Here is a 12,294-nt window from a genome sequence, read left to right on the forward strand (position 1 = left end):
TCGTTCTGAGCCGCGTCAGCGGCGTCGTGCTTGTCCCGCTCAGCGCAGTGGAAGGGGCGTCCCGGGCCGGCGATACGGCGCGTGTCCGCATACTGGACGCGGTGGGCGAGGTCCAGATCCGGGAGGTCCAGGTCGGTATCGACAACGGCGCGGACATCCAGATCCTTAGCGGTCTTCAGGCAGGCGAGACCATCGTCCTGGGAGCATCCACGGACGAACGCACGAATGGCCAGGCTCAACTGGCCGCGGCGAAGCGGTAGGGCGCGCCATGACGGAACCACTGATCCGCGTACGTGGGGTATCCCGCGCTTTCCCCGCAGGCGACGAGATGGTGCAGGTGCTGAAAGACGTCGACCTCGACATCGAGGCCGGCGAGATGATGGCCATCATCGGTGCTTCTGGCTCCGGTAAGTCGACGCTGATGAACATCCTTGGTTGCCTCGATCGTCCGACGGACGGCAGCTACTGGATCGAAGGACGCGAGACCTCGAAGATGTCCGTGGATGAACTCGCGGCACTACGCCGTGAGCGTTTTGGTTTCATCTTTCAGCGCTATCATCTGCTTGGCGATCTCAGCGCGGCCAGCAACGTCGAGGTGCCGGCCATCTATGCCGGACGCAGCCGATCCGACCGGCACAAGCGAGCGATCTCCTTGTTGACCCGGCTGGGCCTGGCCGACCGGACGGGCAATATCCCGGGCAAGCTTTCGGGCGGCCAGCAGCAGCGTGTGTCGATCGCCCGCGCCCTGATGAATGGCGGCGAGATAATTCTGGCCGACGAACCGACCGGAGCGCTGGATACCCACAGTGGCGCCGAAGTCATGAAGATCCTGCGCGAGCTTCACGCCGAGGGGCACACCATCATTCTCGTCACTCACGACAAGAAGATCGCCGAACACGCGGATCGGGTTGTGGAGATCAGCGACGGCGTAATCATTTCCGACGAGCGCAATATATCCAAATCCGCCGCGACGGCTCGGCCCATCCGCGAACACGCGCCGGGCGCTGGCTGGCGTGGCGCAATTGACCGGATGACTGAGGCCTTTCGTATGGCGGGCGCGGCAATATGGGCGCACAAGATGCGCTCGCTTCTGACCATGCTCGGTATCATCATCGGTATCGCCTCGGTAGCGGCAATCTCGGCACTGGGAGCCGGTTCGCAGCAACAAATCCTGAGTAGTATCAGTTCGCTCGGCACCAACACGATCGAGGTGCGGGCCGGTAAAGGCTTTGGCGACCTGGAAGCGGGCAAGATACGGACGCTGGTTCCCGCCGACGCCGAAGCGCTGGTGAACCAGCCCTATGTCGACAGCGTGACACCAACCGTCACGACGAGCGTAACCGTCAAGCGCGCCGCCGTGGCCGTCAATGTGTCAGTCTCCGGAGTTGGCGCCGACTTCTTTCGTGTACGGGGCCTTGAGTTGGCGTATGGACAACTGTTCGACGCCCAGGACGTTACCGCTTACAGCCAGAATGTGGTGATCGATGCAAACGCCGCGCGAGACCTGTTTCCAGACCGGGTAAACCCGGTGGGACAGGTCATCCTTCTGGGCACAATGCCGGCGAGGGTTGTGGGTGTGACGAAACGGGAAAACTCCTTCGGCCCGGCGGTTGATACGTTGACCGTTTATGCGCCTTACACAACCGTCATGGGCCGCATGCTGGGTCGTCCGAACGTCGACGGCATAACGGTCCGTATCAGAGACGATGTCGATCCGGGCAATGTCGAGGCCGCGGTTTCGCGCCTTCTCGAACGTCGGCATGGCGCGAAAGACTTCTTCCTCACCAACTCGGCGACCATTCGCGAGACTATCGAGACCACCACGCAAACCCTGACGCTGCTGATTTCGTCAGTCGCCGTGATCTCGCTGATTGTCGGCGGCATCGGCGTGATGAATATCATGCTGGTGTCCGTGACCGAACGTACCAAGGAGATCGGCGTTCGTGTGGCTGTCGGCGCGCGCCGCAGCGACATCCTTTCCCAGTTCCTGATCGAGGCCGTCATGGTCTGCCTTGTCGGCGGCTTCATGGGAGTGATGCTCGCCCTCGGGATCAGCGCTCTTTTCAATTTGCTGAGCCCCGACTTCAAAATGATCTTCTCTTCGGGCTCCATCATGGTGGCCTTCACCTGCTCGACCCTGATCGGAATCGTCTTCGGCTTCCTTCCCGCTCGCAATGCGGCAAAGCTGGACCCGATCGAGGCCCTAGCGCGTGACTAATGGCTGGAAAGCATGCGCGATGGCCTAGTGAAGGGAGTTCCGATTGGAAATCAGGCTCGCAAGTAGCTGGAGAACTGGCTGCTTCTGAGTTCATGGCCTGGTAATCGGCGGTGTTCACAGTATGGTCAAACGACACATCTGAATCGAGCCGCTGCCCCCGATTCATTTCCGTGATGAATGTCCGTTGGAGATTGCGAAGTGTTAGGCCGAACCGGCTGAAGCCGGCCGGTTGCTATTCGCTGTCGCTCACGGAGCTCGCAAGCGGTTTCTGCCTCCGGTTACGCCCCCTTTCGCAGGCCGATTAAGCCGGCATGCGGTCGCGCTTTTGGCGCAGGGGGCGGCCAGATTTGGTCGGCTCGTTATGTCAATCGAGCAAACATCAGTCGCCCTCCGGTGCGTTCTATCGCCAGCGAGGCCGTCTTCTACGAGCATTTCAGCAATGGAGCGATCGTTGCTTGCCACGGAGCTGAGTTTGCGGCCATTTCGACAGCTGTCCCGCCATCCCGACACCAGCGAGAACCATCTGCTGGCGGTTGATTGCCCTGGTCAGGCCCCTCCATGGTTGTCAGAGATTGGTGTTGACTAGGCGGGATAGGACAGACGCTGGCGATGACCCGTTTCACTGGCCTTTGTGATCGCCTCGAGCACCCGGTGACGATCGAGTGCGACCGCGAAGCCCGGCGCATCTGCGGTTCCGTCGCGGAGGTCCGCGGCGAGCTGGGCGTAGAGGCGGGCAACGCCGGCCGCAGGCGCTGCGAGTTGCAGGTCCGGAGCCGCATATGCGGGCGGGACCTGTAGCTGCTCGACAGGCTCGCTGCCGCGGCGCAATGTGATAGTCACATCGCCGAAGTGAATGTAACCCGACGCAGTCTCCACGTGTAGACTGCCTTCCGTGCCCTGGATTTCCCACACCAAGCCGGAGGACTGCCCGGCACTATAGTGCAGCGAAGTGACGATCCCGCCTTCGAGAACGCCGGCGACGATGATCTCGTCCGGCGCGTCCTTCAGGAGGGACGTAGCATCCGAGAGGCGGACGCCGTCGCCGCGCTGATTGGCCACGACGGCGGACAGGGTCTGGAACGCGCCGAGTACGTGCGCGAGCGGTTGGAGCGCGTGGCCGAGCATGATGCTTTGGAGCGTGGCGCCATTCTCTGCGCGGGCCATGTATTCGAATGGCGGGTCATATCGGCCGACCCACATTTCGTCGTTCAGATGTGCCCGAACGCTCGTGCTGAGCGGCATGCCGATCACGCCTTGCCGGACGAGGTCGCGGAGATAGCGGATCGGCGGGTGGAGGCCGCCCTGCAACCCGATAACTGTGCGCAGCCGCCGTTCGCGGGCGATCCCCTCCAGCGCTTCGGCTTCCGATAGGTTTCGCCCGAGCGGCCATTCGCAGTAGACCATCTTGCCAGCGGCGAGCGCGTCGGAAACGATCTGCTTGTGATCCGGCACCTTGACCGCAACCACCACCAAGTCGACCTCCGGTCGCAGGACCAGCGCCTGATGTGTGTCAAAGGCAAGATCGGCGCCCAGTCGGCTAGCGGTCGCGTTCGCACTCTCCATACGGGTCGTGCTGACGGCGCGGATCTGGAATGCATCGAGGGCCCGCAGCGCGGGGACGTGGGCAATTCCGCCCCAGCCTCGATCGGCACTGGCACCGATGATGCCGACGCCAACCCGGGTGTTTGCTGAGTTTGTCATGTAGGCGTGCTCCTTTCTGGTGCAGCCCCGGGGCAATGCTCGCCGTGCTGCTTCACCATGGTTTCGTTTTCGGACAAACGCGGTGCTTAGCGAGTGACCAAGCATCGCCGTTCGCGTTGCGGCTGCGTGGGTTTGAGCCCACGTGATGCAAGCGCAGGGAGTTAAACGTGAGTCCAATGGGCCTCGAGTTCGCGCGCGACATCGGCCGGGCGCTCTATCATCGGCCAATGCGAGGCGCGCAGCTTCACGACAGCGCGTGCGTGTGTGGCATTGCCGAGCTCGTCAGCGAAGCGGTGCGGCAGGAACGGATCGTTCAGGCCCCAGATCACCAGCGCTGGCGCAGTTATGCTACTCAAAGCCGGTTTCCACTCCGCCCCGACCTCGATTGCGGAACGGTAAAGTGCGAGAATGCTTGCCCGCATAGTGGCATCGAGATGCCGAACCGATTCATCCGCCGCATCTTTCGGCATCTGGGCCTCGACGAGTTTCGCCGCAAATTCCTCGAGGTCGAGATCCTTCATCCATTGCTCGCCCTCACCTGGGGTCTGCCAGATCTTGGCGAGATAGTGCCACGGATATTCCGGATCAATCGGCCCGCTGATGCCGGTCCAGGTCCGCACCAGATCCGGTCGGATTGACGTGAGACGGCCTGTCAGCAGGCAGCCCCAGTCATGACCGACCAGATCTACGGGCTCGCCGATCTCAGCGATCCGGTGGATAAGCCAGTCGAGATACTCTTCCTTTGTTGACCTGAAGTCCCGCGGCAACGGATTGCCAAAGCCGGGGAGATCGATCGTAACGATATCCTTGCGTTGAAGATGGGAGCGGACGGTGTCCCAGAGTCGGTGGGTGTCAGGTACGCCATGGACGAGTACTGCAGGCATGTCGGGATCTCCAAATAATCGATGTCAGGATGATACTGATACCCAGGTGTCGCAGAAGCCGACATTTGAGGAACCTTACGTTGCTATCTCAGGAACCCACCCAACATGCGTGTCACTCCCCGTGCGAGTTCATGTTCCAACATGACATATTGGGTCTGACCCATATGTGGAGCGGCATTTGATCCAATGCTCCAAAGCCACCACGTGGAAAGAGAGTGGAAAGCTAGTAGTTGATGATACCGGGCTAGCCCCCACTCTGAGACCTCCTACATTACAAGCCAGGATCCGTCGGCATGTCTTAGGTTAGCGTGCCGCCATCAACTGTCAGGATGGTTCCGGTGATTTGCCGGGCCGCACCAGATGCGAGGAATGCCACTGCAGCCGCGACATCCTGCGGCTCGCCGTACCGGCCGAGCGGAATCAGAGCACGCTGGAAATCTCCGAACTCGCCCTCGGCCGGGTTCATTTCCGTGTTGGTTGATCCCGGCTGAATGAGGTTGACGGTAATGTCACGGGGACCAAGTTCTCGCGCGAGACCGCGAGTAAATGATTGGAGTGCCGATTTAGTCATCGAATAAACCGTCGATGGTCCGACAATGCGTTCTGCGCCCGCGGAACCGATCGTGACGATGCGGCCACCTTTGCCAAGATACGGCATCGCGGCTTGCGATGCCAGGATCGGTGAGCGAGCGTTGACAGCAAAAAGGGCGTCGATCTCGGCGACGGTGAAATCCGCCACATCCTTGTAGATCGCGATAGCCGCATTGTTCACCAAGATGTCGAGGCCGCCCAACGCCTGCGCCGCCTCATCAACCGACCGCTTGACCGCATTGGGGTCCATGCTGTCAGCCTGGATAGCCAACGCCTTGCGCCCTTTGCCTTCGATCGTTGCCACAACTTGCGCTGCCCGATCAGCGGCGCGTTCGTATGTGATCGCTACATCAGCACCTTTTTCGGCCAGTGCGATTGCGATCGCGGCTCCAATGCCGCGGGACGCACCAGTCACAAGCGCACGTTTACCTGCTAGTTCACTCATCGATTTATTCCTTTCGTTATCGACAGGGGAAATGTCTCGCCCGGCCGCCTTGCGGCGGGCGTCCGTGCGGCCTGCCGCCGCACAATAATTTTCGGATTACGCGATCAGGACCGGCAGACCGCTCAAGCGGCGGTTGTCCATGTCGTCATGCGCGCGGGCTATCTCGTCGAACGGATAGCGGACGGTTTCGAGATCACTGAAGATGCCTGAGCGCAGCGCATCCCATAGCTGAGAGGTCGCGATCTCGACTGTCGGTCCCCGGACGTATTGCGGGGTGCCGCCGCTGCGGACATCAACGCCTCGTCGCACAAGATCGGGGGCCGGCGCTGGCTGACCCGTCGCGGCTCCGATCGCGGCAATTACACCACCATCTCGGACGCTTGACACGCCCAACGAGAAAGTCGCCCGGCCGACGAAATCATAAACGACGTCGACACCGTCAGGTGCGATCGCACGGATCTTGGCTGCGATATCTGGCTCGCCAGCGTGGAAGGCATGAGTAGCACCGGCCGCGACCTTGTCGAGCTTATCCGGCGATCCGGCGACGCCAATCACTGTAGCACCCAGCGACTTCGCCCAGCGAGACAGGATAGCACCCACGCTCCCCGATGCCCCAAGTACCAGCACTGTGTCGGTGGATTTGAGATTGTGGAGACCACGCATCCCCATCCAAGCTGTCCCGCCCTTTGCCAGGTAGGTCGCCGCGATCTCGTTCGAGATATCGGCGGGCAGGCGGATGAGCGGCCCGATCGGAATGATCCTCTCGGTGGCATACGCACCTTCCGAAAAGAAGTAAGCGACCCGATCGCCGACCGACAGCCCCTCGACGCCGGATCCGACCTCGGTGATCGTCCCGGCCGCTTCAAAACCGGGGACCGCTGGCAACGCCATCGGATACTCACCTTTTCGTACCATAGTATCGACGAAGTTGAGGCCGATCGCATCTTGAATGAGTCTGACCTCGCCGGCACGAGGCGCGCGCAGTTCTTTCTCGATGACTTGCAAGACCGACGGTCCGCCGGCCGACTGTATCTGAATGAATCTTGTCATGATCTTGTCTCCGTATTCCAGATGGCGCGCGGCGTTCCAATTGCAGAGGGAAGGAGCGCAGCGATGTTCAATCGAACTTGACGAGGTTGAGTGCGGGCAGCGGGCCGCCGGGAAACTGAACCAGCTGGCTGCCGACCGCGAGGCCGCCGAGATCGATCCCGAAGAAGCCGAGGCGATCAATGATGGCGGCGACCTCAGCCTTCGCCCTCATATCGTTGCCCGAGTAAAACAGGACTCGCCTGCCTCCTTCAGAGCGGGGGTCGCCCGACAGTTGCTTTGGCGTCAGGTGGTTGAACGCTTTGACGACGCGCGCGCCTGGCACGAGGGCGGTGAAGATATCCGTAGAGGTGCGGCCGCCAAGGTCCGCCGGCCGGTAAAGCGGCGCTTCGATAGAGTTGTTGGAATCAATTACGATCTTACCGTCGAACCTCAAACCGGCGAGCGCACCAGGTATCTTCGACCACGGGACCGCCACGAGAACGATGTCTTGCGCCGCGGCTTCTTGCAGGCTTCCAGCCCGGATCGTGCTGCCTAGCTTCGAAACAAGCGTCGTGAGGCTTTCCGGTCCTCGGCTGTTTGCGATCACGGCTTCGATTCCCGCCTTGGCGAGCGCAGTGGCAAATGCACCGCCTATATTGCCGGCTCCGATAATTCCTACGGTCATGACCCACCCCTTTGCGGTTCGTGAGAATTTTGTCTGCGACGGTCGGTTTTCCCGCTGCATCCTGGGCCTGATGCGGTTGGCGTTGCAGAAAACCGGTGCTGCTGTTGGCTGGAATATGGCTGGCAAATACACGCAGCATAAGTCATAAATGAATTGTTTTAGTTTCAATCAACGTTTGAAGGTTACGTTTATGGAGACACTGGCAAACCTCGAAGCCTTCGTTCGAAGTGCAGAAGCGAGCAGTTTTTCTGGGGCTGCACGGCGTCTCTCGATCACACCGGCCGCAGTCAGCCGGAATGTTGCAATGCTGGAAAGGAACCTCGGTATACGGCTGTTTCACCGCTCAACGCGGAAGCTGACCCTGACCGAGGCGGGAGAGTCGTTTCTGGTAAGCATCGGCGACAGCCTGAACCACCTTCAGGGGGCAATCGACGGGGCATCACAAACGAAGGGCGAGCCCGTCGGCGTTTTGAAGCTCAGCATGAGTTTGTCGTTCGCGATGGGATACGTTCTCCCCGCATTGCCCGACTTTCTGGCTCGTTATCCAGGCATCAGACCTGACTGGCATTTTGACAGCCGCAAGGTCGATCTTATAGCCGAGGGCTTTGACGCCGCGATCGGCGGTGGTTTTGAGCTCAATCCGGGCATCGTTTCCACAACGCTCGCACCGGTTCACGTTATCGCGGTCGCATCGCCCGCCTATTTTGCTGCACGTCGCCGGCCAATTAGCCCTGCTGATATGGCCGATCATGCCGGAATCTTGATGCGGTCCTCGAATTCGGGCCGGATACGGCAATGGATGATGCGTGACGCCCAAGGGCGCGAAGAGCGCGCGCTGCTCAACGAGACGATCGTGATGAGCGACGCGGCGGCCATGGCGCAGGCGGCGATCGCGGGGTTAGGCATCGCACTGTTAGCGGTACCCGACGTGCTGCCGCAAATGGAAAGTGGAGCGCTCGAACGCGTCCTTCCGAAGTGGTATGCCGATGCCGGGTCTATATCGCTGTACTATTCGGGCCGCGTGCTTCAACCGTTGAAGACGCGCGCATTCATCGATTTCTACACGGAGTATTTTCGTCGCGAGCGCCTAAGTGCTCGGCTTGCCGGAAGTCTTACGTAACGCTTACCGTCTTTGCCACTCGCGAAAAAAGATTGGCACCGGAATCGCATCAATTACTCAATATTCAACAGACGCTTGAATGTGATCCAACCGACTCGCCACTAGTGGTCTAGAAAGGGACTGCGCAAATATCACTCCGCAAAATACATGAATTGGACGGAGTGAATTATGACTGAAGAATCCTTTTCTCGAAACTTGCCATTAAGTGGCAGGGTCGCACTCGTTACCGGTGGCTCACGGTCGATTGGGGCATCAATCGTCCATCGTTTGGCAGCCGACGGCGCTCAGGTCGCCTTCACCTATCGCGGATCACATGCGAAGGCTGAGGAAGTCTCCCTCGCCATCGAGAAAGCGGGGGGACGCGCCCTGGCTATTGCAGCCGATGCCGCTAATCCGGATGCAATACGAGCCGCCGTCGCAGAGACTGTCGACAGGTTTGGAGGCCTCGACATTCTTGTAAATAATGCCGGGATCGCCTTCGCCGGCCCGATCGACGAAATCGCATTTAATGACTATCAGGCAATGCTCGCGGTCAACGTAACAGGCGTTTTCGTTGCTACGCAGGAAGCCGTACGTCATATGAAGGATGGCGGCCGGATCATACAGATCGGCAGTTCAATTACGAAATATGCCGGGGTTCCTGGGCTCTCAGCGTATGGCCTTACCAAGGGCGCTGTCGCCGGCTTCAACCGAAGCCTGGCTCATGACCTGGGGCCACGCGGCATTACAGTCAACACAGTACATCCGGGCCCAACCGACACTGACATGAATCCTGCCGATGGTGAGTTTGCCGCTATGCAAATCTCGCGCATCGCGGTGGGCCGCTACGGAAAGCCTCAGGAAATTGCGAGCGTTGTCGCATTCCTTGCAAGTCCAGAGGCTTCATTTGTAACGGGTGCCGACATCCGGGCTGATGGTGGTTTCACATCCTGAAATATCCCGGAGTAACGCGCAAACCGCGCTCCAACGACCCTTTTCAGTTCCAACACCTCACCAATCTACCGATATTCAGTATGGGCAATGACGGAACGGGCGCGAGGTGACGCTGCAGGGATCACAGTTCGGCGCGCCCCGAAAACAACCACCTTTGGGCCTTAATCCGGAGAAATTCCTTTGTCTGAGACAGCATATTCAAATGAGCGCGATGATTTGCCTACAGCGCCACCTGCTTCGTGGCTAGCCGTAGTATCGCTTGCGTTTGGGGCATTTGGTCTCGTCACCGCGGAATTTTTGCCGATCAGTCTGCTGACGCCGATTGCGGGCGAACTGGGAGTTTCAATGGGTGTGGTTGGCCAGGCTATCACAGCTACAGCCGCGGTGGCTGCGATCGCCGGGCCATTTCTCATTCTGGTGTCAGGCGAGCTGGACCGCCAGAAGATTGTTTTTGGCCTGACGGCGATGCTCATCATCTCCAACGTCCTTTCGGCCTATGCCCCCAGCATCACAATACTCCTGGCCGCTCGCGCGATTCTGGGCTTCGCTCTCGGTAGTTTTTGGGCCATGATGGCCGCGCTTGCTTTGCGTTTGGTCCCTGCCGACAAGGTGCCGCGGGCTATCTCGATCATCATCATGGGTATCTCCGTCGCTACAGTCTTTGCTGCACCGCTTGGCACTTTCCTTGGAGGACTGTGGGGATGGCGCGCCGCCTTCATTGCCGGGTCCGGCATTGGCTTGGTTGCGCTTGTGATCCAGATACTAACGCTTCCCAAGCTACCCCCCACCGCCGCGCCCGGCCTGAGCTCCTTTAAAGCGGCGCTGTCCCGCCGCTCGGTAGCCATCGGTTTTGGAACGGCATTCCTCGTCGTATCAGGCCACTTCGCCGGTTTCACTTTCGTCCGCCCATTTTTGGAAGAGGTTACGCGCCTCAACATTTCAACCGTCTCACTTGCTCTCCTGGTTTTCGGCCTTGCCGGCTTCCTGGGCAATTTCGCAGGGGGCGTCATCGCCGAGCGTAATCCTGGTTGGGCTGTCGCCTTGTCCGCATTCCTGATAGCGAGTGCCGCATTTGCGCTCACCCTTCTCGGCGCCGTCGCGGGTGTTGCGTTCGCGGCGACGGCTCTGTGGGGATTTGCTTTCGGCAGTTTCCCCGTTGCGATCTCGATCTGGAATGCCCGCGCGGCACCTGATCACGCCGAAAGTGCCGGGGCACTTCTGGCGTCGATTTTCCAGGTCGCGATTGCGACAGGATCAGGTCTTGGCGGCCTCATCATCGACGGCTTCGGCTCTACTGGTGTAACACTTTACGCGGCCTCGGCGGCCCTTACTGGCGCGTTGGTCATCCTCGGGTTCAAGGGGCAGTGAGTGACGAGGGTCGATCTACGGGTTAACAATTGGCAGATAAATTAAGAAGGCTCTTGAAAGCGAGAGCGCATGGAGAAGCCGGTTCCCCTTCAAGCACCTGCAGCACTTCGTTGCGATCCTGCTCCGATCCAAGTCCCTCGGATTCCGCTAGATCGAACTGTTTACGTCCCAAGATGCTTTTTAACTCGTCAATGATCCATCAGTTCGTGACATCAAGTAAGAACCGCGTTGCTCCGCTAAGAACTCGTGTTCGCGCGCGCACCGGAACCGGACAGTAATCACGTATCATCGACGGTGATCGAGGATGTCTTCTAGCCCTTTATCCCAGTAGGGTCGATTGCCGAACCGATTGACAAGCCAGTCGATGAACACTCTCACTTTCGGTGCCAGTTCGCGAGAACTTGGATACAACGCCCAAAGTGTCTGTGTGGAGATTAGCGGATATTCTGAAACGACTGGAACGAGTGCGCCAGATCGCAGCTCGTTCGACGCGCACCACGTCGCCATGAGAGCGATGCCAAGCCCGGCAGAAGCCGCGTCGCGCACTGCAGTGCCGTCATTGATGCGAAGGCTCGGCGTGACACGCCGCTCGATCACCTCCGAACCTTTTCCTCGAAACGTCCAGAGGTCGAGCGTGCCGACGACGAGGCAGGTATGTTCCGCTAGGTCGTCGGGAGTATTAGGTTGGCCGTGTTTCTCGAGATATTTGGGCGACGCGACCAGTACCCGATTGTCCGGAGCAAGCCGCCGCGCGACAAAGGATGAGTCGCTGAGTTCGGTATAACGAACCGCCACATCGAAGGCACCCTCGACCAGATCGACGATGCTGTCCGAGATGCGCAAATCAAGTGCCAGTTCGGGATATTGCCTGCAGAATTCATCCAGACCCGGCACAATATGCATTCGCGCGAACGAGGCGGGGGCGGCTACTCGCAAGGTGCCGCGAGGCGCAGCCTGCTCTCGACCAAGCGCCGCTCGAGCAGCTTCCGCTGCGAGCACAACATTTTCCGCATGTGGCAGGAAGGCGAGGCCGTCCTCGGTCAATGTCGCTTGCCGCGTGGTGCGATGGAGAAGCCTGGCGCTGAGTTTCCGCTCAAGAGCGGCGAGTTTGGCGCTCGCGCCAGCAGGCGTCAGACCCAAGTCGCGGGCTGCGGCACTGATGCTGTGCAGCTGGGCGATACGCACAAAGAGACTCAAATCGTCCACGTCCATGAGATGGCTTTCAAATTTTTGTTGAAACTGATCCTAAAACCGAGGCGCTACCGAAAGCAATCGTGAGAGATCAAATAGAACCCACCAAGACGGCGCCATGTATGGCGA

Annotated in this window: 10 protein-coding genes and 1 pseudogene; 5 read left to right on the forward strand and 6 right to left on the reverse strand. The window is 59.7% G+C overall.

Annotated features, from left to right (window positions below):
• Together DA915_RS27285 and DA915_RS27290 are read left to right on the forward strand one after the other, a co-directional pair.
• A pseudogene (locus tag DA915_RS27285) lies at positions 1–260 on the forward strand (efflux transporter periplasmic adaptor subunit); the annotation flags it as partial.
• 8 nt (positions 261–268) lie between these two features.
• Positions 269–2,218, forward strand: a complete 1,950-nt coding sequence (locus DA915_RS27290; RefSeq protein ID WP_107677878.1) for a MacB family efflux pump subunit — start codon at positions 269–271, stop codon at positions 2,216–2,218.
• 582 nt (positions 2,219–2,800) lie between these two features.
• Here DA915_RS27290 and DA915_RS27295 read toward each other — a convergent pair.
• The 5 genes from DA915_RS27295 to DA915_RS27315 all read right to left on the reverse strand — a co-directional run bounded on the left by DA915_RS27295 (position 2,801) and on the right by DA915_RS27315 (position 7,553).
• On the reverse strand, positions 2,801–3,919 hold the full coding sequence (locus tag DA915_RS27295) for a Gfo/Idh/MocA family protein (RefSeq protein WP_107677879.1): 1,119 nt from the start codon (positions 3,917–3,919) through the stop codon (positions 2,801–2,803).
• 161 nt (positions 3,920–4,080) lie between these two features.
• Entirely contained in the window at positions 4,081–4,803 is a 723-nt protein-coding gene (locus DA915_RS27300; protein ID WP_107677880.1) for an alpha/beta fold hydrolase, read from the reverse strand.
• 298 nt (positions 4,804–5,101) lie between these two features.
• A complete protein-coding gene (locus DA915_RS27305) occupies positions 5,102–5,839 on the reverse strand; it encodes an SDR family NAD(P)-dependent oxidoreductase (protein ID WP_046801770.1) in 738 nt (245 codons plus the stop codon).
• Between the two features lie 96 nt (positions 5,840–5,935).
• Positions 5,936–6,889 (reverse strand): zinc-binding dehydrogenase, encoded by a 954-nt coding sequence (locus DA915_RS27310; protein ID WP_192886678.1) that lies wholly within the window; start codon positions 6,887–6,889, stop codon positions 5,936–5,938.
• A gap of 67 nt (positions 6,890–6,956) precedes the next feature.
• Positions 6,957–7,553, reverse strand: coding sequence for an NADPH-dependent F420 reductase (locus DA915_RS27315; RefSeq protein WP_107677881.1), 597 nt, complete (start codon positions 7,551–7,553; stop codon positions 6,957–6,959).
• A gap of 190 nt (positions 7,554–7,743) precedes the next feature.
• Between DA915_RS27315 and DA915_RS27320 the strand changes: the two genes are divergently transcribed.
• From DA915_RS27320 to DA915_RS27330, 3 genes are all read left to right on the forward strand, one after another.
• Positions 7,744–8,673, forward strand: coding sequence for a LysR family transcriptional regulator (locus DA915_RS27320; RefSeq protein ID WP_093002195.1), 930 nt, complete (start codon positions 7,744–7,746; stop codon positions 8,671–8,673).
• A 168-nt stretch (positions 8,674–8,841) separates the two neighbouring features.
• Positions 8,842–9,606 carry a 3-oxoacyl-ACP reductase family protein gene (locus DA915_RS27325; RefSeq protein ID WP_107677882.1) on the forward strand — a complete coding sequence of 255 codons (765 nt, stop codon included), beginning with the start codon at positions 8,842–8,844 and terminating at the stop codon, positions 9,604–9,606.
• A gap of 180 nt (positions 9,607–9,786) precedes the next feature.
• Positions 9,787–10,974, forward strand: a complete 1,188-nt coding sequence (locus tag DA915_RS27330; RefSeq protein ID WP_192886679.1) for an MFS transporter — start codon at positions 9,787–9,789, stop codon at positions 10,972–10,974.
• A 285-nt stretch (positions 10,975–11,259) separates the two neighbouring features.
• Here DA915_RS27330 and DA915_RS27335 read toward each other — a convergent pair whose 3' ends face one another.
• Positions 11,260–12,186, reverse strand: coding sequence for a LysR family transcriptional regulator (locus DA915_RS27335; protein ID WP_046801774.1), 927 nt, complete (start codon positions 12,184–12,186; stop codon positions 11,260–11,262).
• Positions 12,187–12,294: the final 108 nt, after the last annotated feature.

It is taken from the genome of Agrobacterium sp. LAD9, assembly GCF_003031125.1.
GTDB lineage: Bacteria > Pseudomonadota > Alphaproteobacteria > Rhizobiales > Rhizobiaceae > Agrobacterium > Agrobacterium radiobacter.

What these genes read in the sequence shown, in the direction of transcription:
- DA915_RS27335 (WP_046801774.1), bottom strand. Translation starts at nt 12,186, where the DNA reads ATGGACGTGGACGATTTGAGTCTCTTTGTGCGTATCGCCCAGCTGCAC.
- DA915_RS27300 (WP_107677880.1), bottom strand. Translation starts at nt 4,803, where the DNA reads ATGCCTGCAGTACTCGTCCATGGCGTACCTGACACCCACCGACTCTGG.
- DA915_RS27325 (WP_107677882.1), top strand. Translation starts at nt 8,842, where the DNA reads ATGACTGAAGAATCCTTTTCTCGAAACTTGCCATTAAGTGGCAGGGTC.
- DA915_RS27315 (WP_107677881.1), bottom strand. Translation starts at nt 7,553, where the DNA reads ATGACCGTAGGAATTATCGGAGCCGGCAATATAGGCGGTGCATTTGCC.
- DA915_RS27305 (WP_046801770.1), bottom strand. Translation starts at nt 5,839, where the DNA reads ATGAGTGAACTAGCAGGTAAACGTGCGCTTGTGACTGGTGCGTCCCGC.
- DA915_RS27320 (WP_093002195.1), top strand. Translation starts at nt 7,744, where the DNA reads ATGGAGACACTGGCAAACCTCGAAGCCTTCGTTCGAAGTGCAGAAGCG.
- DA915_RS27310 (WP_192886678.1), bottom strand. Translation starts at nt 6,889, where the DNA reads ATGACAAGATTCATTCAGATACAGTCGGCCGGCGGACCGTCGGTCTTG.
- DA915_RS27295 (WP_107677879.1), bottom strand. Translation starts at nt 3,919, where the DNA reads ATGACAAACTCAGCAAACACCCGGGTTGGCGTCGGCATCATCGGTGCC.
- DA915_RS27290 (WP_107677878.1), top strand. Translation starts at nt 269, where the DNA reads ATGACGGAACCACTGATCCGCGTACGTGGGGTATCCCGCGCTTTCCCC.